Consider the following 20,934-nt stretch of genomic DNA (forward strand, 5'->3'; position numbering starts at 1 on the left):
TCCAATAAATCGCATGAAAAGAACGATTTTTCGTAATTTCATACGACTTTTTCTAGGGACTTATGTCACAGCTCCTTTGCGCAGACAGTACGATTGGTAGATATGTTCCCGTCTACCGATAGCGCCAAAAACACCATGGATATATTTCCGAGAACAGACATACTCAAATGACATCAATTCTATCCTCTCGAGCCACGTTGAGACGGTAGTATTGATGTCAAGGGTAAAAGACTGAATGTGCGGAAAGCCCAGTAAATAAGCCATTTCTGTGATTTTGGGGCTTTTAAGCTGTACACTAAAAACGTGATTTTGCTTGTGCAAGGGAATAAATCTATCGGGTCGGATTCTGTTCGCGAGAGAACAGGATTGATAGCAGGTTTTCACGACAAGACAGGATAGATGTTTTGTGTTTTTGGGGCTTGGTGAGAGAACAGGATAGATGTTTTTGAGGGTTTAACGTGTGCGTGGGAACAGAGCGAAAGCGGAACGTGCGATGGGAGAATTTTAAAGCAATCAATTTATCTACGCGAAATTAACGCGTTGCTAAGTGGCGATAGGTATAGTCGCAGAACAGACCGATTGATTTTAGACAAAAACCAATCGGCCTGTCTATAATTATCCTTCGACAGCCACCGCCACGCCGAACTTGAATTCTGCGGTGAATTTGTCTTTTTAGACGTAACTTTTTCAATTTGCGGTCGGGCAAATAGCTCTTCCCATTCGATTAGGAAGGTGGGCTACTCCAACAACAAAACCATTCTTATTTTAGCTTTACACACAAATCAATAAAAGCCTGCATTAATGGGCTAATCCATTTGTTTTTATGGTGACCGCATACGGCTGAAATTTTCGTGTTGACCAAATCTGTTGGTATTTCGACCAATTCCCCGCAGTCAAGCTCTTCTTGTACAGCAAACTTTGGAAGAAAAGATATCCCCACATTGTTTTTAACAAGATTCTTAATTGTCGGAATGCTCCAAAGCTCTATGGTATGATCAATCATGATCGATCTTTCCCGGAGATATTGTTCAAACATCTGCCTGAAAATACAATTTGCCTCATTGATAATAAAGGAAATGGATATGTTCCGGTCCGGGGTAATAAAATCAGAACAGTCTTTTGAAATTTCAGGAGAAGCCACTAATATCACGGGATATTCGCCCAATCGGTAAGTGGTCAAATTGGAGCCAAAACCGCCAACATCTTCGTAAAAGACTCCCAGGTCCAGCGTACCATTTAAAAGCTCATCACGAATGTCATAGCAGTTCATGGAACGAAGAAGCAACCGGGCGTTGGGTGCCTGCTGATGAAATGCTTTCAAAATATCCGGCATTTTATAGCACAGTTGCGTTTCGGCAATGCCTATATTTAAATTGCCTTGAAATTGTGCCAAATCATTTTCGAAATATCGCATTCGATCAACGGATGTCAATACATCATTCACATAAGGGACAAGCTGTGATCCTGCCTTGGTCAACACCATGCGCCGCCCAATCTTCTCAAATAGCTGGGAGGATAACTCCTGTTCGAGCTGGCCAATTTGAAAAGTAATCGTAGATTGCGTATAATTCAGCTTTTCTGCGGCCTTTGAAAAGCTGCCTTCCTCCACAATTGTTTTAAATGTGTTGAGATACTTTAAATCCATGATGTTCACCTCTTCACTGTTCAACAATATTGAACTATAACTTTAAAATATTTAATTTGAATGAACCTTATTCTAATGGTATGGTAGCACAAAGAAGGTTGCCATGCAATAGCTGATTAATAATTGGAAGTGTGTTTTATGAGCCTTCTTGCGCTGCGATCTTACAGCAGCAAATATATCATTGGAGGTTACATAAACATGAATTTTTCGGCATTCTTTTCCTACACATTGCTAACGGCTTATACACCCGGCCCGAACAACATTATGTCCATGACTAATGCCAGTAAGGATGGGCTGAAGCGAACATTCCCTTTTCTTTCAGGCGTCTGTACCGGTTTCATTGTTGTGATGAGCGTCTGTGCTGCTTTTTCTTCGCTGCTTTATGCGTTTATCCCGTCAATCAAACCCATCATGCTTTGGATAGGTGCGGCTTATATTCTTTATCTTGCATGGACAGTCTGGCGTGACAAGCCCCATGATAGCAGAGGTGGTATCACGCAGGCCAACTCCTTTTTATCCGGGATGCTGCTGCAATTTGTGAATGTGAAAATCATCCTATACGGTATCACAGCGATGTCGTCCTATATTCTTCCGTATTATCACGATGTCATAAGTATTGCGCTCTTTGCGCTCCTGTTGTCAGCGATTGGTACATCTGGCTGCATTTGTTGGGCCATTTTTGGAGCAGCCTTTGAAAAGCTGTTTTGCAAATATCGAAAGCCGATTAACCTCATTATGGCTTTGCTGCTTGTTTATTGCGCGGTATCGCTGTTCTTATAGGGTGTTGGAAAACTTTATAATATTAAAGGGAGGGAGTGTAACGAGATGGTCTCAATTGCACACAAGATAAAACAAAAAGCCCTTGAACTGGGCTATGAAAAATGCGGTATTATATCAGTTGAAAAATTGGGTGGCTACAAAGAAAAATTGGAGGAGCGGATACAAAAGATACCGGAATCAGGAGGGTTTTATCAGGGCCAGCAACGCCTTGTTAAATTTCAAGAAGAGTTCCCTTGGGCAAAGTCCGTCGTTGTTCTGGCAGTTCCCTACTGTGGATACCATATCCCCAAAGTGGTTCGCGGGCATATCGCCAAAAAGTATTTATTGGATACCCGTATTGACGAAAACACAAAGGAATATCAAAATAGCACAGCGTTGGAAAAATATATGAACGAACTGGGGGTAAAAACAGCCACCAACCGGAAATTCGGTGTAGTCGGATTGCGCTGGGCTGCTATGCAGGCAGGGCTTGGTCTTGTCCGTCGGAACAATTTTTTCTATACCGAATCCGGCTCCTATGTTAATATTGAAGCATTTCTGACCGACCGTGATATGGAACTGATTGATACAACGGAACTCCCGCCTTGCCCCCAAAATTGTGACCGCTGCATCAAGGCTTGCCCAACCGCATCCCTATGCGAAGCGTACACCATGAATCCGCTGAAATGTGTTTCTTTTTTGACCACTTTTGGAGGAAGAGATCTGACGAAAGACCCGTTGGCCGCAAAGCTTGGCGACTGGATTTACGGCTGCGATGTCTGTCAGGATGTCTGCCCTATGAACCATCAGAAATGGATAGGAAACGAGGAATTTCCGGGGCTGGCTGAGTTATCAGACACCCTGACGGTAGAACATATTTTAAGAATGGACGAACAGTATTACAAAGAAAGAATCCAGCCAAAATTCTTTTATTTGGCACCGGATGAGCTTTGGAAGTGGCAGATAAATGCACTGAACTATATAGACAACGTATACGAAGACAAATATAGAACCTTAGTGTTAGAAGCATGCAGTAGTGCATATCCAAAAGTTCGAGATATGGCAAACACAATTAGTCAAAAGCACGGACTTCTTTAAACATCGCCAAGCGAAAGAAAGGCCAGTTACTCGTTTGCTGAAGAACCGTTTGAGCGGCAAAGGGAATCTATAATGTGATTTTGTAGATTCCCTTGTTCGTTTTCACCCTTATTCCTCCACATCCACCGTCATGCCGGACTTGAATTCCACGGTGAATTTGTCTTCGTAGACGGTGACTTTTTCAATCAACCGCCGGACGAGCGGCTCGTCGTATTCCGTCAATGCGGTGGGTTGCTCCCGAAGGAAAGTGCTCATGTCGGCAATGCGTTTTTTCTGTTCGTCCCGCCCGGCACTTTCCAACTGAAGCTTCTGATTTTCCTCACGCAGGCGGTAAATCTCCTCGGCGACGTCCTCATAGTCGGTTCGGGCACCGGTCCGCTTTAAAAGTTCCTCCTGCAGCTCTGCCAGCCGCTTATCGATGTCGGTAAGAGGCTGGCCTTTTTCGGATTCCAAAACGGCTTCAATATTCCTTTGCAGGGTGGTGAGGAAGGTGTTCTTGTCACACCATGTCTGATTGATGGCGGCAACCAGCACCTGCTCGATCTGGCTTTCCGGCACGGTGCGGGCGTCGCAGAACAACCCGGTATTTTCAAGTCGGCTGATGCACCGCCAGACGATGGACTTCTTGCCACGGTTGTACCAATGAATCCTGCGGTAAAACTCTCCGCAGCAGCCGCAGAAAACGATGTTCGAAAGGCAGTGGCTGCTGCTGAAGACCCGGTTCTTTCCATTCGGGCTGGTGTGGACGATACGGCGGCGCACCAGTTCTTCCTGCACCTGCATAAAAATTTCACGTGGAATGATGGCTTCGTGGCTGTTTTCTACGTAATACTGCGGCACAAGACCGTTGTTTTTGACTCGCTGTTTGGTGAGGAAGTCTACGGTATAAGTTTTCTGAAGAAGGGCATCACCGATGTATTTTTCATTTCGAAGAATTGTGCTGATGTTGCTGGTATGCCACTTTTCCCGACCCGCGCCGTTCAGAATGCCATCTGCTTCCAGCCCACGGGCAATTTTCAGCATACTGGCACCTTCAAGGTATTCCCGGTAGATGCGCTTGACAATTTCGGCTTCCTCCGGCACAACCACCAGGTGCTTGTTTTCATCCTTGGCATAGCCGAGGAACCAATTGCAATTGACCTGTATTTCCCCTTGTTGGTAGCGGTATTGCAATCCTAGCTTGACGTTTTGGCTTAAAGACTGGCTTTCCTGCTGGGCAAGGGATGCCATAATTGTGAGCATGACCTCACCCTTTGAATCCATGGTGTTGATGTTTTCCTTTTCAAAGAAAATGAAAATGCCGAGGTTTTGCAGCCTTCGCACCAGCTCCAGACAGTCCGTTGTGTTTCGGGCAAAGCGGCTGATGGACTTCGTGACAACAAAATCGATGTTCCCGTTTTTTGTAATATAATTTCTAACATTTATAGTTAGGAGAATGCGAAAAAGTGAAAAAAATTGCAGTTATGGCAGATATTCACGGTAACAGTGAAGCTTTGAGAACATGTATTCATGAAGCAAGGAAGAGAAAAGTGGATGAATTTATTTTTCTCGGAGATTATATTGGCGATATGGCATCTCCTCAAAGGACATTGGAATTGTTAAAGCAAATAGAAGAACAGTATCCATGTACATTTATTCGTGGCAACAAGGAGAATTATTGGATAGACCATAGAAGAAATTCTGATGAGGTATGGGAAAGTGGAAAGACACCAACTGGTATGTTGGCATATAATTACAGTCAGTTATCAAACTCAGATATCAATTTTTTTGAAAAACTTCCTATATCAGACATAATGCACTATGATGGATATCCAGATGTTACAATTTGTCATGGTTCACCCTCAAAAGTAAATCAGAGCATGCGTCCTGACTATGATTATATTGATGAACTGATGGATGAGATACCGACTGATCTTGTGCTTTGTGGACATTTTCATATACAGATGAATTATAAGAGAAAAGGAAAACAAATTATTAATCCAGGGGCAGTAGGCGTTCCACTTCACAGTGAAGGGAAAACACAATTTATGATTTTGCATGGTAATCAAGGAGTTTGGAGTCCAGAGTTCATTTCACTTCATTATGATCGAGAAAGAGTTATTAAAGATATGGAACTTGAAAAATTGGATATAAAAGCTCCTGGATGGTATAAAATAACAAAGCATTTACTCATGACAGGTGAAATTTCACACGCAACAGTTGTTCGAAAAGTTATGGATTTGTATTTTAGAGAATCAGGTAAATATGATTTAGATCAGATACCTGAAAATATTTGGAACAGAGTTATAGAAGAATTGTTTAGCTGCAAATAAAGATCTATAAATAAAATGTATAACTATGTAGTTTCTAATACGAATATTGACATATTCACTAAAACCTTTAAAAAAGTTGATATATTACCGCAAACCTCGAAAGCGCTAAAAACCGTTGACAAGTTTCCATGGACGCAGACATCAATAATGAGCACTCAAGTCATGTTGAATGTTGTGTGTCGCTAGAAAAAAAATAAAAGATAGATGGGAATACGAGAAACGGTAAAGTATAAGAAATGCTGTGGGAAGTGAGAGGAAACCCCACTGCGTGGAGAAAAATGTGAAATCAGTTTTCAAACGTATACATTATGGATAATCTCGGAGACTTTATTTTGCGATAGTCATGTAATCTGCTGTGGCAATGAAAAGAAACCCCCGTTAGTGGCAATTCCAAAGCGGTTCGCAGGTATAAGACTCCCAAGGGAGCGATTCAGCATCCGTTTAGCAAGCCGATAAATTTTGAACTCATCATCGAACATTGTGCGGTGGAGATTGGAGCATTCTCGATGAAAAACGAACGTGTTTACAGAATGACGTTTTCCAGTGTTTATCCACTTTACATTCAAAAGGTGGAGCGCAAAGGGCGAACCAAAGCCGATGTGGATACTGTTATTTACTGGCTGACGGGTTATGACGATGCAGGGCTTGCGACGCAAATTGACAAGAATGTGGACTTTGAAACGTTCTTCGCCGATGCGCCGCAAATCAACCCAAATGCATCCAAAATAAAAGGTGTAATCTGTGGGTATCGCGTAGAAAAAATCGAAGATCCGCTCATGAAGAAAATCAGGTGGCTTGATAAACTGGTTGACGAATTAGCAAAAGGGAAGTCAATGGAGAAGATTTTGAGAAGTTGAAGCGCTATTTGTAGTGTCTCCATACGCCGTTTATACTCTGAAGATCGTCCATCAATGTGCGTGTTGATTCCGTTGATGGGTACATTCTTTTTTTTGTTAAGGTGGAAATTATAATACTCAAAATTTCTGTAGTTTGATTTAAACTGCTTAAGCATGCTATAAGTATTAACAAAGCAATTTTTGGGATAAGGTTTTTGGTCTGTTATCCCTTGATGAGAGGATTTGGATTTAACGATGAGTGATAATATTTGGCGTGATTTACCACGACCTTTTTTTGCACTGGCACCAATGGAAGAGGTGACGGATGTTGTTTTTCGCCATGTAGTGAGTGCAGCATCCAGACCTGATGTGTTTTTTACAGAGTTTACAAACACGGAGAGTTATTGTCATCCAGAGGGAATCAATAGTGTGCGGGGGCGTTTGACTTTTACAGGGGATGAACAGCCTATTGTCGCCCAAATATGGGGAGACAAGCCCGACTATTTTCGGCAGATGAGCATCGGTTTGGCGAAGCAAGGATTCAGTGGTGTGGATATTAATATGGGCTGCCCGGTGCCTAATGTGACGGCACATGGGATGGGCAGCGGTCTTATCTTGCGTCCCGAAGTCGCGGCCGATCTAATACAGGCAGCCAAAGCAGGGGGCTTGCCCGTCAGTGTGAAGACCAGGCTGGGTTACACGGATGTCGGCGAATGGCATGACTGGCTGACACATGTATTGAAACAGGACATCGCGAATTTGACCATTCATCTGCGTACAAAGAAGGAAATGAGCAAAGTCGACGCACACTGGGACCTTATCCCGGAGATTAAGCAACTTCGCGACCGGTTGGCACCGGATACACTGTTGACGATCAATGGCGACGTCTCCGACCATCAAACCGGACTGAAGCTCGCACAACAATATGGTGTAGATGGGCTGATGATCGGGCGCGGGATTTTCGCGAATCCATTTGCCTTTGAAAAGGAGCCGAAAGAGCACAGCAGTCAGGAATTGCTGAATCTCTTAAGGCTGCATCTGGATCTCTATGATCAGTATTCGGCGGAATTAGAGCTACGGCCGTTTACCGCGCTGCATCGCTTTTTCAAGATCTATGTCCGTGGCTTTCGCGGAGCAGGTGAATTGAGAAACCAATTGATGAACACTAGGTCAACAAATGAAGTGCGCGCATTGCTTGATGACTTTGCTAACCGTCAAGACAAGGGCGATCTGGAGCCGCAATCCGGTCGCTGAACAATGAAGACGCTTGGTATCCAATTCAAAAAATCTGTACTTTGCTGAAGGGAAGAGACATTTATCATGGCATCCCATCCGATTTATCAGTTCTATGCGGAACTTGCCGATTACGAGCCGAAAATATGGCGACGGTTTCAGGTAATGAACAACGTGGGCATGGCAAAGCTTGGCTATATCATGATGACATTGTTCGAAATGCAGGCCAGTCATCTGTTTTGCTTCAATGTGCCCATGGCGGCGAATTTCCGAAAATGTGTGAAAAAACACATCAATAATAATACAAACGGAAAAGTTATTGATTTATTTGCAGAAAGGTCGGATCTTACTAGACTGCGTATAGAACTGCCCAGTGAAGATGATTTTTCGGAGTTTGAAGGGCGTACTCTTGACGCCGCGGAAACGAAGGTGAAAAATGTCCTTACCGAAGAAACGGAAACCATTACTTTCTCTTATGACTACGGTGACGGCTGGGAAGTTCATATGGTCCTTGAAAAAATCGTTGAGGACAAGGATCTTCCGGGCAAAGAACTGCCACGCGTTCTCGAGGGTGACGGTTATGGAATTATTGAAGATTGTGGCGGTCCCGGTGGACTGGAGGATATCGCTGACGCCTTTAACAAGAAAAAAGGCCCGGAGTATCGCCAATATTGTGAGTGGCTTGGTGTCCAGGATATGGATTTGTCTTCTTTTGACATAGGTGATATGAATTACAGGCTGAAAAAAGTGCCAAGGATTTATTCGGATATTTATGAATACGGACTGGAGCCGACGAGGCGGTCTATGGATTTGTTGATGCGGAACTATAAGAAATAACCGATCCGCACAGCAGCGCGTATGTGGATTTTTCTTATAATATCCATGCCAAGTCCAGCTCCGGACTGCTGATTATCGCCGGTTTGCTGTTGAGCGTGATCTCGGTACTGTTGTATCGCTTAAAATCAGTTAAAAAGCTGGAAAATAGAGGGGACTCATGTATTGGAGATTAATTCGCAATGATATTTCCAAAAACAAACTGATTTACGCTCACAATGATGATATTTGTTGCCGCTGCCGCTATGCTTGTTTCACTGGCTGCGATACTCATTGTCAATCTATTCGGTGCCCTTGGCACGTTAATGACTCAGGTAAAAACGCCACACTTTATGCGGATACATTCTGATGCAGTCAACTCTGCCCGGCATAAGGCATTCGCAGAGAATAATAGTTATGTCGATACGTTTCAGCAGGATAAGTTGTTTGTACTTGCCCCACATATGGATCAAAACTATAACAGTTGATTGAGTTTGTTTTCAGGTGCTTCACCATTTTCTGCACGCTTTATATTATTCACGAAGAAATCATATCTTTTTTTATGGAATTTGCGGCCATCTGGCATGCCTGCTGTATGGGGTGTAAGAATCACATTGTCCAGACTGCGTGGCCTCCATCGATTGGAGCATGTTAGGTGGGGACTGCTGCTCTTTCAGCCGTTGAATCTCGTTTTCCTCAGCTTTGCACCGGCGCTTGAGATCAGAAACCCTGCCACGCAGCACCAGCGCTTCCTTGGCGAGCGTTTTTACCTTGTTCCAGTCCTCCGGCTTCAGCGTGAACCGATTGCCGATCAGCGTCTTATCCTTGCACCGCTTCGACCAGCGGATTTTCTTCTCCACCACCGGCGCATAGACCACATGCAGGTGGTAATGGAAGACGTCCCGCCCCAACTGCTCCGAGAGGGCCTTGTTGCGCTCCCGGATGGAAATGCCCGCCTTCCGTACGCCTGATTGCGAACGACCGTGCGGTCAATCTTAGGCATCGCGATCTCCTTTCAAAAGGCAGCGGGGCCGCCCTTTTCGGGACGTCCCTGCTGAATCGGGAATAAGTTTTAGTTGTTATGCTCGATATTATATCATAATAATGATAAAATAATGATACTGGAGGTGAGGCGATCATGCCGAATATTCGACCGATTTCAGACCTGCGAAACAATTTTACGGAAATTTCGCGCATTGTCCATGAGGAAAAGGAGCCGGTGTTTCTGACCAAAAACGGCTACGGCGATATGGTGGTTATGAGTTTGGAGCAATACGAGGGCATTCAGTCAACCAAGCGTATCGAGACCGCTTTGCATGAAGCCGAGGCGCAGGCGGAGAGCGACCCCACCCGCTACGATTTTGCTGACGTCTCGCAAAAGCTGCGAAAGAAATTGACGGATAAAGTGAGCCGTAAAAATGCGTAAAATCGTTATGCTGCCCATTGCGGCAAAAGACCTTGAGGACATCGTGAACTATCTGGCGCAGTTCTATGAATCGACGGCGGTGCAGCAGTACGACCCATTGTCGGGAAAATTCAAGAGCTGGCCGAATTCCCCGAGATGTACGAGGTGTATCCCGGCGGGCAGTTCCACCAGATCTACCGCCGGATGCCGGTCGACAATTATCTCGTTTTCTATGTAGTGCGCGATGATGTGGTTGAAATCCATCGCATCCTGCACGGGAGCCGCGATATTCACCGGTATCTGGATCAAAACTGAAAACAAAAAGGGCTGCCGCATGGCAGTCCTTTTCCAGCTTATACGACGTTTTTGGTTCAGGCGTCGCCGCTGACAATCAAATTCTCCTTGCCCCCAATATGGGCCAAAACTATAACAGCTGATTGAGCTTGCTTTCAGGCTCTTTGCCATTCGCAACACGCTTTATATTATTCACGAAGAAATCATATCTTTTTTTATGGAATTTGAGACCGTCCGGCATGCCCGCTGTATGGGGTGTAAGAATCACATTGTCCAGACTGCGGAGCTCACTGTTAATCGGAAGCGGCTCAGATTCAAACACATCCAGGCATGCGCCGGAAATGTCCCTGTTTTTTAATGCATCGGTCAAATCGCGTTCGTTGACAATCCCGCCGCGGGCTGTATTGATAAACAGTGCCTCATTCTTCATTTTTTTGAATACCGCTTTGTTGATCAGCTGTTTGGTTTGCGGATTCAGTGGGATATGCACGCTGACTATGTCCGATTCGCCTACTAGATGATCGAAATCCGTCATTTTTACAAAACTGTCAGATTGTGCAGCGGCATGTCTCGCATAAGCCAGCACATTCATATCAAAAGCGCTGCAAAATTTAGCTACTTTTTTACCGACGGCACCCAACCCAATAATGCCAATTGTTTTGCCCGCTAACTCACTACCTGTATAGTCCAATTGGTTTTCATCCATTCTTTTTTTCATGAAAACATCAAGAAGCGGTATGTTTTTATAATAAGACAACATCAGTGCCATGACGTGCTCAGCTACCGCCTGTGCATTCACTCCCGCGGCGTTTGCCGCCCAAATGCCGAGCTGCGTGCAGGCATTGATATCTACATTATCAAAGCCTGCGCCGGTCTGTACCAATTTTAACTTTTTGGCGACAGAAAGCAGGTTGTGGTCTACTTTAATATGCTCAGGTATAAGTACCTGACAATCTTCAAGATGATGCAGCATTTCTTTTCCGGGCGGGACTGTGACAATGTCCCAGTCTTCCGGAAAATATCTTGCAATCGTTGCTTTTGAGGTCTCGGTAAAATTTCCGACGATGAGAATCTTCATTGCTGAACCACCTTTCATACCTACCTATACCATAATTCGAAGAAAAAACGCTTACAGCTATAAGCTGGCACTTCTCACAGCGGGAAAAACATCAGAACTTTCATGCTTTATTCTTTGTTATAATATACCTAGTCCTTCTTATTGTCGACGAACTGTGTGCGAAGATCGGCATGTAATCGGGCAACACTGTAAAAATAATCATAAAGGAACGCATGCGATATGGAAAATTTGAAATTGGAAAAACGAAATACATTTACACTTGTACTATAAGAAAGTATATATTTTAAGGAAAATAGTATAAGTGCGCCTTCGTCAGAGGCTTGGCGAAGCCAAATTTTCTAATGTTGTTTGTCATTTATTTACTGTTCGGTGAAAACCAGGCGAAAAGGAGTGCGATTTTATGAAAAACGAGCGCATATACAAGATGGCATTTTCAAGAGTTTACCCAATGTATGTTCAAAAAGCAGAGAAAAAAGGACGCACAAAAGAAGAAGTTGATACAGTCATTTGCTGGCTGATGGGCTATGACGAGCAAGGCCTGCAGGCACAAATTGAGAAAGAGGTTAATTTTGAGACATTCTTTGCTGAGGCACCGCAAATCAATCCGAATGCTTCCAAAATCACCGGAGTAATCTGCGGCATTCGTGTTGAAGAAATTGAAGATCCGCTTATGCAGAAAATCCGCTGGCTTGACAAACTGGTGGATGAACTGGCGAAAGGAAAGAAAATGGAGAAAATTTTGAGAAGTTGAAAGCGAGAGCTACATCCTTTATGAAAAGTGATGAAAGGAACATGGGAAAATGAAACAGATCATCGAGTCCATCAAGTATTATAATGGAACCTTTCCGAAAGAACAGTTGCAGCAGATCATTGAAAGAAAAGACGAGGCCATTCCATTTCTTATCGAGATCGTCAAGGAAGTGGTCAATCACCCTGATGACTATGAACCACGGCGAATTGATCTTATTTATGCTTTATATCTGTTATCGCAATTTCGGGTCAAGGAACTATTTCCATTATTAGTGAGTATTCTGCATTTTTCAGATGATAAACTTGATCTGTTACTCGGAGACGCCCTGACCGAAGGAACAAGTCGTATGCTGGCAACTGTTTATAATGGAGACATTCAAACGCTTCAGCAACTGATCGAAAATACAGAACTGGATGAGTTTGCACGCGGTCAGGGCCTCAGTGCCCTGGTCATCCTTGCCCTGAAAGGACAGATCAAGAGGGAAGGGGTCGTCAAGTATTTTGAATGTCTGCTCACGGAAAAACGGTCTGACGAGCATGACTGCTTTAATGCCCAAATAGTCAACTGCTGCACGGATTTGTATCCGCAAGAAACCTATGCTTCTATAAAACGTGTTTACGCGAAGGGTTGCATAGATACGATGATGATCCGTTTGAAGGACGTAGAACAAGTTTTACAACTCACGAAAGAAGAAGCGCTTAATCAATATGAAAATAGCCCTCACCTTCAATTTATTGAGGATTCGATTGCCGAGATGAAATGGTGGGCATGCTTTGATAAGAACGTGGAGAAGGAACAACTACCAGGGGAAAAAGAATTAGAGGAGGATACATACCATTTTGAATCAAGTAATCAGCCAATTAAAGTTGATAAAATCGGACGTAATGATCCTTGTCCTTGTGGCAGTGGACTGAAGTATAAGAAATGCTGTGGGAAATGATGGTGAACTTCGCTGATTTACATGCGGTTCTGTGAGAGTCCAGGGAGGAAAAATTCGCATAATCGATTCTACGCGAAAAAGATCTTTAACTTTATAAGAAATAGATAATGCCTGATGCCAAAGTGACATCAGGCGTTATAAAATTATTATTTTGATACGGATACCTGACCCGATCCACTATTGATCACCAATTGATCTGTGTGATGATCATCATAAGTGTGCATGGACGATGCCTTTTTCGCGCCATTTAATGTAAATTTCCCGGTTTTGACAGAAACTTTTAGTCCGGGGAATCTGGCACCTGTCAGTCTGGTTGCTCCGTTATGCTTATTAATCACACCTTGTTTAGCAATGGTCAAGCTATTTCCAACCGTTGTTCCGTTATAATGATTGACGATAAGTTTTTCGGTTGTGAGCCGATTAAAAATCAGTGTTCCGTTTAACTGGGAAACGTTGATTTCTTTTATCTCAGGCTTTGGAACAGTAATCTTAATGATTGGAGACTTTCCGATTTCTAAATGGTGACTCAGGTGATCATCCTGCTCAATGACTAACTGATTTCCTGACTGCTTCACCTGATATTGTCCGTTTGCAACGTGTGTCATCTCGATTTTGGAACTGTTGCCGGTCGTAAAAGTCAGTTTTGCGGTTCTGACATTGATCCTGATCTGATTAATAGACTGCCCAAGTTCCACCTGTTTTGATGTTAATTTGACCATCGAAAATTTGTTAAGGTCAAATCGATTATTGGACAAGGTTATTCCATAAGAAATGCCCACTAAGCCAACAGCGATTAATAGGACAATGATGATCGACCACGTTAACACCTTCATTTCACGCCTCCATTTTTCTTTCGTTGAATAACATATTGATTCAAATATGCACGTACCATCTTTCGAAAGATCCCCGTGTAGGCAACAAATCCCGCCGAATCCATTTTCTTATCCATAAAATCAACGAAAAGGACGAGCTGATCTAAAGCCTCTTTTCCTGCCGGAGTTAGCTCCACCTTAAATTCAGTGAGTCGTTTCTTTAAATAGGCGGAAAATGAATAATCGCCGGCAGCAATTTGCCGCGCGTAATAATTATGGAGTGTTGGCCCGATTGACTGCTTGTACCACTCCAATAAAATGTTGTTTTGCCTGACATGAGCAAACACGTAGTCAAGTAAAACATCAACTGCTTCAATGAGATCCGTTTGCCGATCTAATTCTTGCATCAGATTTTTCCGTAAAGTTTCATTCTCACGATCATAAAGCACTAAAAACAGTTCTTCTTTTGATCTGAAAAATTTGTAAAACGATCCGGTGGCCATACCCGCTTCAGCGCAAATATGCGCAACGTTCGTTTTTTTGAATCCTTGCTTAAGAAATGACTTCCTGGCAGCTTTGAGTAACGTTTCTTTGTCCAAAATAATTTTCCTTTCGTGAATGAATTAAATAATTTATTCATTCATAGATTATCATATCTTTTTTTACAAGTAAAGAATAAGAATTTTGCCGCCAAAGAGGCTCTAAAATTAAGCATGGAATAAATGCTCGTTGAGGCGACTGGAAGTAAGAACGATTAATGAAAAAATACTGTTGAGATTTGCGGAGGAAGTTCTCATTCTACCAATGATAGCTCTTTTTGAAGAGGTGTATAGTTGTTTAGAAAGATGCGTGTCGCTTTTAAATAAAGTCGGATGATTTATAAAATAATTGCGAATCATGTCAAGTATGACAGCATGGCCTTCGTTGATCATCATTAACGGACAGTGGGTCAATCTCAATGCCCGTCAACTGGGGGTCGATAAAAAATGGGTTGTCCGTGAATTGGAAAAATCAAACATCCACATGTTGCGCGATGTGCTTATTGCCGAATGTGGTGAGAACAGAAAAATATACACGATTAAAAAAGAAAAGAAGGCCAGCCACTGATTCCTTGGGATGAACGATTGTGTTTTGCTCACTAGCCATTCAGCACGAGACAGGGATTAAAAATCGGCAAAAACCGGGCTCAAAGATGCAGCTTTGAGCTCGATTTTTAAAGATGATGTCAGCGGTTCACACCTGCGTTCTGAGATAGGATGCTCCATTTTCATACCCGCTTTTTATATACCCGCATCGCGAAGATATAGGCCACGAGCATAATGCCGACGCACCACGCAAGTGCGATCCATAGATTAGTACCCACCTGTTGCCCGGATAATAACGCGCGGAGGGCATCCACGATCGCGGTCACCGGCTGGTTTTCGGCGAAAGCGCGCACAACAGGCGGCATCGATTCGGTTGGCACAAACGCTGAACTGATAAACGGGAGAAAAATAATTGGATAGGAAAAGGCGCTTGCTCCGTCTACCGATTTTGCAGATAGTCCGGCAATCACCGCGATCCAGGTCAGCGCCAGCGTAAACAATGCGAGGATGCCGGCTACGGCAAGCCACGAGAGTATTCCTGCCGTTGAGCGGAAACCCATAACGAGTGCAACAAGAATAATGACGGCAACCGAGATTGCGTTTGCTACGAGTGAGGTCAGCACATGCCCCCAAAGCGCGGCTGAACGCGCAATCGGCATGGAATTGAATCGTTCAAATATACCTCGCTGCATATCCATGAACAGACGGTAGGCTGTATAGGAGATTCCGGTTGCAATGGCAATCAGCAGGATGCCGGGCAGCAGGTAATTCACGTAGTTGTCCGTACCGACTTTGATGGCTCCGCCGAATACATAGACGAACAGCAGCATCATTGCGATCGGAGTGAGGCAGACTGTGATAATGGTGTCCATGCTGCGGGTAATATGGCGCATCGAACGTCCAAGCATGACGCTCATGTCACTGAAAAAGTGGTTCTTTGTTGTTTCCATTTATTTTTCCTCCTTCTTGCCAATGATTGCGAGAAATATTTCTTCGAGAGTCGGCTGCTTTTCAATATATTCCACTTTCGCGGGTGGGAACTGTTTCCTCAGTTCTTCGAACGTGCCGCTCACGATGATCCGTCCTTCATGCAAAATGGCAATTTGATCTGCAAGCTGCTCGGCCTCTTCAAGATACTGCGTCGTCAGAAATACCGTCGTCCCGCTGTCGGCAAGTTCTTGAACCACGTTCCAGACCCCGATGCGCGCTTCGGGATCAAGCCCGGTGGTCGGCTCATCGAGGAAGATAAGCTGCGGATTTCCAATCAGGCTCATGGCAATGTCGAGCCGGCGGCGCATGCCACCGGAATAAGTGGAAACTTTTCGGTCGGCAGCTCCGGTCAGGCCGAAACGTTTGAGTAAGTCATCCGCCACGTGACGCGGATTCTTGAGATGCCGCAGTCTGGCAATCATGATCAGATTTTCCCGCCCGGTCAAAATCTCGTCAACGGCGGCGAATTGCCCGGTCAGACTGATCGACCATCGCACATTTTCAGGACTTGTCGTAACATCGAAGCCGTTGACGGCAGCGGTTCCTCCATCCGGTTTAAGCAGCGTGGCGAGTATTTTGACGGTTGTGGTCTTGCCCGCGCCATTGGAGCCGAGCAGGGCAAAAATACTGCCTTTTTCCACTTCCAAATCCACACCTTTCAGGACATGATGCTGTTTGTACGATTTTTGCAGCCCTTTTACTTGGATTGCTTTTTCCATCCTGATCATTCCTTTTACTTTTTTTTGTCCGTAACTTTTTTCATTGCCTTGTTAACTTTTTGGTTAACCGATTCCTGATAGATGTCTGCGTACGTTTTTGAATCTTTGATTGGATCGTCACAGAAAGCAGCCACATCCTTGCCGGTTACTTCGAGCACATCTTTTCCCAAAGCCGCACCATCCTCAAAAAGATCAACAATTTCCGAGAGTAAACCTGTCCCCTCGGTCAACTGAACTGGTCCGACTTTAAAGAGGTATTTCTGAATCTCTTTATACACAATCTGATAGTCCTGCGGGAGTGATTTGACACGGGCCATATGTGCGCGCCATTCTTTTTTACCTTTGATGATCTCTTGAATTCCCATTTTCTGTCCTCCTATTTACCTAATTTTTTAGCGATATTATGGTTGAGTTGCGCACGCCATTTGTCACGAAAAGACTTTGCCCCTTCTTCGCCGGCAAGCGCAGAACAAAAGCCTCTGATATCCTCACCCAGAACTTCCTGTGCGCTCTGACCATCCGCCGCCGTTTCTTCGAGAAAACCAAGTACATTATCGAAAATAGGCATGAGGTTGCGGCCGGTCAAATCTGAGTGCGGCCAGAGATTGGCCTTGATTTTTTCCCATGCCACCTGATAATCCGCCGGCAGTTTTTTGGCGCGTAATTCAAAAGCTTTAAATTCTTTAGTCATGTCGCTGCCGGTGATTTTTTCCCAAAAGTTCACTGTTTTTCCTCCTTTAACTCGTTAATTCTTGATGAAACAAACGTCCATTTTTCCCAGAATGTCCGCAGTTTCTCGCGTCCCGCATCGTTGAGCGCGAAAAACTTGCGTGGCGGTCCCATGTCGGAAGGCTTTTTGGTAACTTCAACCAGTTTGTTTCGTTCAAGCCGGATCAGTATGGTATACACTGTTCCTTCCACCACATCTGTAAAACCAAGGGCGTTCAGCCGCCGCGTGATTTCGTAGCCGTAGGTCTCTTTACGGCTTATTATTTCAAGAACGCAGCCCTCAAGCACGCCTTTGAGCATTTCCGTCAGGTTTTCCAGGACAATCACCTCTGCCTACTTTTTATAACTGATATGCAGTATTACTAACTACTGGTATATAGTATTACTAAATAGCTGGTTTGTCAACAGAGAACTTTCGTATTAAATTGAAGAATGGGCAGTGGCTTAGGTGTGGCGGGTGCGTTCGGTAAGCAGAATTCCGAGAGCATCAATACGAGTTGGCCGGGGGAGTGAGTTGATGGACATCAAAACGGAATATATGAAAACTGAGGATTTGGGAAAACTCCTGAAAATGCTGAAGATAGCAGCCAAAAAAGGAATCACGGATAAAGAAATGTGTCAACATTTTAACAAGGTCTATGCGCATACCCACACGCAAACGCCGGAAGATCACAAAGACCCTAGAGCAGCATTCAGGAAGCGCTGATAAGTAGTGGTGCACCGCAGAAAGGGTATTTCGTCAGAAAATGAAAATTTATGAGCAAGATATAAAAAGGTAGGTGATTTTGCTTTCTATTGAGTATTCCAGAGTAGCTTTCCGTTCGTGTTCAACGCGTATCTGACCCCATTCCAGTCCTCCAGGAGTATCTGATCATTTTCAATGCGGAATTCTTCGTGGTTCTCGTTCTGAGTGACCCAGATATCTGATCCTGAAAATGTCCATACTTGCTCAAAACGGCTGTTCAGCCGCACTATGGACAATTCTCCATGAACCAAATAGCCACTGCTGAGCGGATAAATGGAGAAATAGGTTTCATCGCCGATGGACCTATGCCTGAGAATAGACATGGTCTCAATATCGAAGAGTACGGCTTGATCATCCATGAGCACAGTCAGTTTTGAACCATCCAGTATGGCACAGTGTGCCGCGTGTGCATAAAAAGATCCGATCAGCGCAACATTGGTTTTGACATTGGATGTTTTTATCTTGATCATGAAGGCGGCGTGTAACTCATTATCTTGGTAGCTGCAGGGGGTTGAATATGTAATCGCAGGCCTGTGTCTTCGTAGAACGCAGGGGATAATCAATCCTCACGATGTTTATCTGATGAATTTTGTTTGACAATTTCATGCGCTCACTCATCCTTCTCTGCAAATCACCGTTACCAACTGGTCAGATAACTGACAATATTACATGCATATGGCTTTTCACTATTGCACCATGCCACCTTAATAAGGATGCATCTTCTGTAATATCGGTCATTGTATAATTTCGGATCATCGACAATGTCAAACTTGAAGCCCCCGTTGCAATAATCAAAGGTGTAGCAAAGACACCGCTTTGTCGGGTGCAGATCGGAAGGAAAAGTTTTGCTTTTCGGGTTCCAGCCATACTCATAGTGTTCGGTATCAAGAGTACCCAAGGCTATGTCAAATCCGTTATGCTGTCCTATTAGATTCACCATCCCTTCTCCACCACCATCATTATCCATTATGTTCTTATCCAGCACGCAGATCATTTTATCACCGAAGGGAAGCTCCTGTGTATCAATGATGATTTCAATACATCTGTCTGGATAGACTTCAATATTCTGACCTGTAATATTATCTTTAGTGAACATTGAATTGTACTCACTGTCAACAATATTAAAGGATACTGGTTTGCCGTTTCTGAGAACAGAAATGATTCCGCAGGGAGTCGTCAGTTGATCTGTCAGCAATGGGTATTCCTCCCAAAATAGAGTATAGAAAAGAGGATGCTTATCCTCGCGGCTGCATTCAGAATTTTCCAAGCCTGTTTTTAGCAGTCTCCGGTTCAAGCAGCGAGAAAGTGATATACTCATAAATTCTGTACGGGTTGCGGCCCGCGTACACGGTATATATGCCCTTCCACTGGTTCATATGTCATATTCACATAATCACGCCGCATTCTGTCAGCGGCGCTTTCAGTTGACATACTTTTTCAGCAATCAGATCAGCCAGGCCACTTTCAATTTTGGCATTGAATTGTTCATTGTTTTGAGAAACGAAAGCAAGAGGCTTATTTTCCAGAAGTTTTATATGGAAAGGAATGCCGCGTTGCAGTACGACCTGCCGCAGGAACAGACCGATCACATATGACATAGGAATTCCCAGCTGTTCCAGTACCTGTTCATCCTTCTCTTTGATTTCTGGTTCAACATGAGCAAATACATTGGATGTTCTTGCCATTTTGAATGCCTCCTATGCTGCCATTGTATTTCAAATTGCAATCGTATTGCAATTGAAATCAACATGCCTCATTTATAAAAAATTTCTCCTTTTTCATTTCCATGCCGGATTGATAATGGTTGCCATTGATTTGAGCCGTCAGACACTGAAGCTATAGTATGATTTAACTAATCAGGAGTGGGAACTGGATTCATGGCATCAGCATTTAAGAATGTTTTTATCGCATGGTTGGGTTGACATGAACCCAGAAGTTGAATCTGTTATGCGCTCATCATTTTAATTGACTTTAAAAAATGAGCCGGGTATTATACCCATAGGGGTATAATAAGGAGGAGGAGTAATGGAATACACACCGCAAATGAAAAATCGGTTAAAACGGATTGACGGGCAGATCCGTGGCATCATTCACATGATGGAGCAGGGTGAAAATTGCCGCGATGTGGTCACCCAGATGACGGCTGCACGCTCAGCGATGGATCGCACGCTTGGCCTGGTTATTGGCAAGAATCTTGAAGCCTGTTTGCGTCAGCAAATTGAAAACGGAGAAGGATCAGCTGAATCCATTATAAATGAAGCGGTTCAAATGCTGGTAAAAAGCCGGTAGGAATCAGAAGAAAGGAGGAGTCAGACATGAACTGGATCTTTGGGAAATCAAAGATTAAAAAGATAAGTACTTCAGAACTTAAGAATGTCTATCTGCCAGATAAAAAGGAAAACTATTTTCTTGATGTCCGCACAAGGGCAGAGTTCAGCGGTCAGTCAATTCCGGGGTTTATCAATATTCCGCTGCAAACTCTGAGTGAACATCTAAGCAAGATTCCGAAGGACAAAGAATTGGTTGTCATTTGCCAAAGCGGAATGAGAAGCACACTGGCCTGCAAACTTCTGACAAGGGCAGGTTATGAGCATGTGATCAATGTACGAGGCGGCATGAATCGCTGGTTTTAGTTTTTTATGGAGAAAAATATACCCATGCAGGTATAAAAAACATGATTTTTAAGAAGA

General features: G+C 43.9%; 27 protein-coding genes and 3 pseudogenes. 15 read left to right on the forward strand and 15 right to left on the reverse strand.

Going from position 1 to position 20,934, the window contains the following annotated elements:
• Positions 1-760 precede the first annotated feature (760 nt).
• Positions 761-1,645, reverse strand: coding sequence for a LysR family transcriptional regulator (locus M3N64_RS08145; RefSeq protein WP_195198643.1), 885 nt, complete (start codon positions 1,643-1,645; stop codon positions 761-763).
• A gap of 198 nt (positions 1,646-1,843) precedes the next feature.
• Here M3N64_RS08145 and M3N64_RS08150 point away from each other — a divergent pair, with 198 nt between their 5' ends.
• Together M3N64_RS08150 and M3N64_RS08155 are read left to right on the forward strand one after the other, a co-directional pair.
• Positions 1,844-2,425, forward strand: coding sequence for a LysE family transporter (locus M3N64_RS08150; RefSeq protein ID WP_249100877.1), 582 nt, complete (start codon positions 1,844-1,846; stop codon positions 2,423-2,425).
• 45 nt (positions 2,426-2,470) lie between these two features.
• Complete coding sequence (locus M3N64_RS08155; RefSeq protein ID WP_249100880.1) at positions 2,471-3,502, forward strand: epoxyqueuosine reductase; 1,032 nt, start codon at positions 2,471-2,473, stop codon at positions 3,500-3,502.
• 108 nt (positions 3,503-3,610) lie between these two features.
• On the opposite strand, the gene M3N64_RS08160 is transcribed toward M3N64_RS08155, so the two are convergent.
• Positions 3,611-4,963, reverse strand: coding sequence for a recombinase family protein (locus M3N64_RS08160; RefSeq protein ID WP_283163372.1), 1,353 nt, complete (start codon positions 4,961-4,963; stop codon positions 3,611-3,613).
• On the opposite strand from M3N64_RS08160, the gene M3N64_RS08165 reads away from it, so the two are divergent.
• From M3N64_RS08165 to M3N64_RS08185, 5 genes and pseudogenes are all read left to right on the forward strand, one after another.
• Positions 4,948-5,814 (forward strand): metallophosphoesterase family protein, encoded by an 867-nt coding sequence (locus tag M3N64_RS08165; RefSeq protein WP_249100883.1) that lies wholly within the window; start codon positions 4,948-4,950, stop codon positions 5,812-5,814. The genes M3N64_RS08160 and M3N64_RS08165 overlap by 16 nt on opposite strands.
• A gap of 506 nt (positions 5,815-6,320) precedes the next feature.
• Positions 6,321-6,671, forward strand: a complete 351-nt coding sequence (locus M3N64_RS08170; RefSeq protein WP_249100886.1) for a DUF2200 domain-containing protein — start codon at positions 6,321-6,323, stop codon at positions 6,669-6,671.
• Positions 6,672-6,905: 234 nt separating this feature from the next.
• Positions 6,906-7,904, forward strand: coding sequence for a tRNA dihydrouridine synthase (locus M3N64_RS08175; protein WP_249100890.1), 999 nt, complete (start codon positions 6,906-6,908; stop codon positions 7,902-7,904).
• 66 nt (positions 7,905-7,970) lie between these two features.
• Positions 7,971-8,720 carry a plasmid pRiA4b ORF-3 family protein gene (locus tag M3N64_RS08180; protein ID WP_249100893.1) on the forward strand — a complete coding sequence of 250 codons (750 nt, stop codon included), beginning with the start codon at positions 7,971-7,973 and terminating at the stop codon, positions 8,718-8,720.
• A gap of 157 nt (positions 8,721-8,877) precedes the next feature.
• Positions 8,878-9,130, forward strand: a pseudogene (locus M3N64_RS08185) (ABC transporter permease); the annotation flags it as partial.
• A gap of 126 nt (positions 9,131-9,256) precedes the next feature.
• Here the strand turns inward: M3N64_RS08185 and M3N64_RS14255 are convergent.
• Positions 9,257-9,607, reverse strand: coding sequence for a hypothetical protein (locus M3N64_RS14255; RefSeq protein WP_249100895.1), 351 nt, complete (start codon positions 9,605-9,607; stop codon positions 9,257-9,259).
• A gap of 227 nt (positions 9,608-9,834) precedes the next feature.
• Here M3N64_RS14255 and M3N64_RS08195 point away from each other — a divergent pair, with 227 nt between their 5' ends.
• Entirely contained in the window at positions 9,835-10,122 is a 288-nt protein-coding gene (locus M3N64_RS08195) for a type II toxin-antitoxin system Phd/YefM family antitoxin (RefSeq protein WP_249100898.1), read from the forward strand.
• Positions 10,123-10,185: 63 nt separating this feature from the next.
• Here M3N64_RS08195 and M3N64_RS14260 read toward each other — a convergent pair whose 3' ends face one another.
• Together M3N64_RS14260 and M3N64_RS08205 are read right to left on the reverse strand one after the other, a co-directional pair.
• Complete coding sequence (locus tag M3N64_RS14260) at positions 10,186-10,566, reverse strand: hypothetical protein (RefSeq protein ID WP_438271011.1); 381 nt, start codon at positions 10,564-10,566, stop codon at positions 10,186-10,188.
• Positions 10,526-11,473 carry an NAD(P)-dependent oxidoreductase gene (locus M3N64_RS08205; protein ID WP_249100903.1) on the reverse strand — a complete coding sequence of 316 codons (948 nt, stop codon included), beginning with the start codon at positions 11,471-11,473 and terminating at the stop codon, positions 10,526-10,528. The genes M3N64_RS14260 and M3N64_RS08205 overlap by 41 nt, the downstream gene beginning before the upstream one ends.
• A gap of 400 nt (positions 11,474-11,873) precedes the next feature.
• Here M3N64_RS08205 and M3N64_RS08210 point away from each other — a divergent pair, with 400 nt between their 5' ends.
• The 3 genes and pseudogenes from M3N64_RS08210 to M3N64_RS14130 form a co-directional block, all read left to right on the forward strand.
• Positions 11,874-12,224, forward strand: a complete 351-nt coding sequence (locus tag M3N64_RS08210) for a DUF2200 domain-containing protein (RefSeq protein ID WP_249100905.1) — start codon at positions 11,874-11,876, stop codon at positions 12,222-12,224.
• A 49-nt stretch (positions 12,225-12,273) separates the two neighbouring features.
• Positions 12,274-12,987 (forward strand): annotated as a pseudogene (locus M3N64_RS08215) (DUF1186 domain-containing protein); the annotation flags it as partial.
• Positions 12,988-13,074: 87 nt separating this feature from the next.
• Positions 13,075-13,164 (forward strand): annotated as a pseudogene (locus M3N64_RS14130) (SEC-C metal-binding domain-containing protein); the annotation flags it as partial.
• A gap of 146 nt (positions 13,165-13,310) precedes the next feature.
• Here the strand turns inward: M3N64_RS14130 and M3N64_RS08225 are convergent.
• Complete coding sequence (locus M3N64_RS08225; RefSeq protein ID WP_249100907.1) at positions 13,311-13,997, reverse strand: DUF4097 family beta strand repeat-containing protein; 687 nt, start codon at positions 13,995-13,997, stop codon at positions 13,311-13,313.
• Positions 13,994-14,575 carry a TetR/AcrR family transcriptional regulator gene (locus M3N64_RS08230; RefSeq protein ID WP_249100909.1) on the reverse strand — a complete coding sequence of 194 codons (582 nt, stop codon included), beginning with the start codon at positions 14,573-14,575 and terminating at the stop codon, positions 13,994-13,996. The genes M3N64_RS08225 and M3N64_RS08230 overlap by 4 nt, the downstream gene beginning before the upstream one ends.
• A 325-nt stretch (positions 14,576-14,900) precedes the next feature.
• Between M3N64_RS08230 and M3N64_RS08235 the strand changes: the two genes are divergently transcribed.
• The gene (locus M3N64_RS08235) at positions 14,901-15,083 is read left to right on the forward strand and encodes a hypothetical protein (RefSeq protein ID WP_249100913.1); all 183 of its coding nucleotides are present in this window, start codon (positions 14,901-14,903) and stop codon (positions 15,081-15,083) included.
• Positions 15,084-15,243: 160 nt separating this feature from the next.
• Here M3N64_RS08235 and M3N64_RS08240 read toward each other — a convergent pair whose 3' ends face one another.
• Genes M3N64_RS08240 through M3N64_RS08260 form a run of 5 tightly spaced genes read right to left on the reverse strand, consistent with a single transcriptional unit; the run spans position 15,244 to position 17,799 of the window.
• Positions 15,244-16,011: an ABC transporter permease gene (locus tag M3N64_RS08240; RefSeq protein ID WP_249100916.1), complete on the reverse strand. Its 768-nt coding sequence runs from the start codon at positions 16,009-16,011 to the stop codon at positions 15,244-15,246.
• Positions 16,012-16,770, reverse strand: coding sequence for an ABC transporter ATP-binding protein (locus M3N64_RS08245; RefSeq protein ID WP_249100919.1), 759 nt, complete (start codon positions 16,768-16,770; stop codon positions 16,012-16,014).
• Positions 16,771-16,784: 14 nt separating this feature from the next.
• Positions 16,785-17,135, reverse strand: coding sequence for a DUF1048 domain-containing protein (locus M3N64_RS08250; RefSeq protein ID WP_249100922.1), 351 nt, complete (start codon positions 17,133-17,135; stop codon positions 16,785-16,787).
• 11 nt (positions 17,136-17,146) lie between these two features.
• Positions 17,147-17,494: a DUF1048 domain-containing protein gene (locus tag M3N64_RS08255; RefSeq protein ID WP_249100927.1), complete on the reverse strand. Its 348-nt coding sequence runs from the start codon at positions 17,492-17,494 to the stop codon at positions 17,147-17,149.
• Positions 17,491-17,799, reverse strand: coding sequence for a PadR family transcriptional regulator (locus tag M3N64_RS08260; RefSeq protein WP_283163375.1), 309 nt, complete (start codon positions 17,797-17,799; stop codon positions 17,491-17,493). The genes M3N64_RS08255 and M3N64_RS08260 overlap by 4 nt, the downstream gene beginning before the upstream one ends.
• 217 nt (positions 17,800-18,016) lie before the next feature.
• Here M3N64_RS08260 and M3N64_RS08265 point away from each other — a divergent pair, with 217 nt between their 5' ends.
• A complete protein-coding gene (locus M3N64_RS08265) occupies positions 18,017-18,205 on the forward strand; it encodes a hypothetical protein (protein ID WP_249100930.1) in 189 nt (62 codons plus the stop codon).
• 86 nt (positions 18,206-18,291) lie between these two features.
• On the opposite strand, the gene M3N64_RS08270 is transcribed toward M3N64_RS08265, so the two are convergent.
• From M3N64_RS08270 to M3N64_RS08280, 3 genes are all read right to left on the reverse strand, one after another.
• Positions 18,292-18,714: a hypothetical protein gene (locus tag M3N64_RS08270; RefSeq protein ID WP_249100932.1), complete on the reverse strand. Its 423-nt coding sequence runs from the start codon at positions 18,712-18,714 to the stop codon at positions 18,292-18,294.
• 167 nt (positions 18,715-18,881) lie between these two features.
• On the reverse strand, positions 18,882-19,439 hold the full coding sequence (locus tag M3N64_RS08275; RefSeq protein ID WP_249100935.1) for a hypothetical protein: 558 nt from the start codon (positions 19,437-19,439) through the stop codon (positions 18,882-18,884).
• A gap of 190 nt (positions 19,440-19,629) precedes the next feature.
• Entirely contained in the window at positions 19,630-19,929 is a 300-nt protein-coding gene (locus M3N64_RS08280) for a type II toxin-antitoxin system RelB/DinJ family antitoxin (protein WP_249100938.1), read from the reverse strand.
• Between the two features lie 340 nt (positions 19,930-20,269).
• Between M3N64_RS08280 and M3N64_RS08285 the strand changes: the two genes are divergently transcribed.
• Together M3N64_RS08285 and M3N64_RS08290 are read left to right on the forward strand one after the other, a co-directional pair.
• Positions 20,270-20,533: a metal-sensitive transcriptional regulator gene (locus M3N64_RS08285; protein WP_249100941.1), complete on the forward strand. Its 264-nt coding sequence runs from the start codon at positions 20,270-20,272 to the stop codon at positions 20,531-20,533.
• A gap of 26 nt (positions 20,534-20,559) precedes the next feature.
• Positions 20,560-20,877, forward strand: a complete 318-nt coding sequence (locus M3N64_RS08290; protein WP_249100944.1) for a rhodanese-like domain-containing protein — start codon at positions 20,560-20,562, stop codon at positions 20,875-20,877.
• The last annotated feature ends 57 nt before the right edge of the window (positions 20,878-20,934 follow it).

This window comes from Sporolactobacillus mangiferae, from assembly GCF_023336505.1.
GTDB classification, from domain to species: domain Bacteria; phylum Bacillota; class Bacilli; order Bacillales; family Sporolactobacillaceae; genus Sporolactobacillus; species Sporolactobacillus mangiferae.

Excerpts from the sequence above, each read along its gene's own strand:
- M3N64_RS08145 (WP_195198643.1), bottom strand. The coding sequence starts at position 1,645 with ATGGATTTAAAGTATCTCAACACATTTAAAACAATTGTGGAGGAAGGC.
- M3N64_RS08150 (WP_249100877.1), top strand. The coding sequence starts at position 1,844 with ATGAATTTTTCGGCATTCTTTTCCTACACATTGCTAACGGCTTATACA.
- M3N64_RS08155 (WP_249100880.1), top strand. The coding sequence starts at position 2,471 with ATGGTCTCAATTGCACACAAGATAAAACAAAAAGCCCTTGAACTGGGC.
- M3N64_RS08170 (WP_249100886.1), top strand. The coding sequence starts at position 6,321 with ATGAAAAACGAACGTGTTTACAGAATGACGTTTTCCAGTGTTTATCCA.
- M3N64_RS08175 (WP_249100890.1), top strand. The coding sequence starts at position 6,906 with ATGAGTGATAATATTTGGCGTGATTTACCACGACCTTTTTTTGCACTG.
- M3N64_RS08180 (WP_249100893.1), top strand. The coding sequence starts at position 7,971 with ATGGCATCCCATCCGATTTATCAGTTCTATGCGGAACTTGCCGATTAC.
- M3N64_RS08195 (WP_249100898.1), top strand. The coding sequence starts at position 9,835 with ATGCCGAATATTCGACCGATTTCAGACCTGCGAAACAATTTTACGGAA.
- M3N64_RS14260 (WP_438271011.1), bottom strand. The coding sequence starts at position 10,566 with ATGGCAAAGAGCCTGAAAGCAAGCTCAATCAGCTGTTATAGTTTTGGC.
- M3N64_RS08205 (WP_249100903.1), bottom strand. The coding sequence starts at position 11,473 with ATGAAGATTCTCATCGTCGGAAATTTTACCGAGACCTCAAAAGCAACG.
- M3N64_RS08210 (WP_249100905.1), top strand. The coding sequence starts at position 11,874 with ATGAAAAACGAGCGCATATACAAGATGGCATTTTCAAGAGTTTACCCA.
- M3N64_RS08225 (WP_249100907.1), bottom strand. The coding sequence starts at position 13,997 with ATGAAGGTGTTAACGTGGTCGATCATCATTGTCCTATTAATCGCTGTT.
- M3N64_RS08240 (WP_249100916.1), bottom strand. The coding sequence starts at position 16,011 with ATGGAAACAACAAAGAACCACTTTTTCAGTGACATGAGCGTCATGCTT.
- M3N64_RS08245 (WP_249100919.1), bottom strand. The coding sequence starts at position 16,770 with ATGGAAAAAGCAATCCAAGTAAAAGGGCTGCAAAAATCGTACAAACAG.
- M3N64_RS08250 (WP_249100922.1), bottom strand. The coding sequence starts at position 17,135 with ATGGGAATTCAAGAGATCATCAAAGGTAAAAAAGAATGGCGCGCACAT.
- M3N64_RS08260 (WP_283163375.1), bottom strand. The coding sequence starts at position 17,799 with ATGCTCAAAGGCGTGCTTGAGGGCTGCGTTCTTGAAATAATAAGCCGT.
- M3N64_RS08265 (WP_249100930.1), top strand. The coding sequence starts at position 18,017 with ATGGACATCAAAACGGAATATATGAAAACTGAGGATTTGGGAAAACTC.
- M3N64_RS08270 (WP_249100932.1), bottom strand. The coding sequence starts at position 18,714 with ATGATCAAGATAAAAACATCCAATGTCAAAACCAATGTTGCGCTGATC.
- M3N64_RS08280 (WP_249100938.1), bottom strand. The coding sequence starts at position 19,929 with ATGGCAAGAACATCCAATGTATTTGCTCATGTTGAACCAGAAATCAAA.
- M3N64_RS08285 (WP_249100941.1), top strand. The coding sequence starts at position 20,270 with ATGGAATACACACCGCAAATGAAAAATCGGTTAAAACGGATTGACGGG.
- M3N64_RS08290 (WP_249100944.1), top strand. The coding sequence starts at position 20,560 with ATGAACTGGATCTTTGGGAAATCAAAGATTAAAAAGATAAGTACTTCA.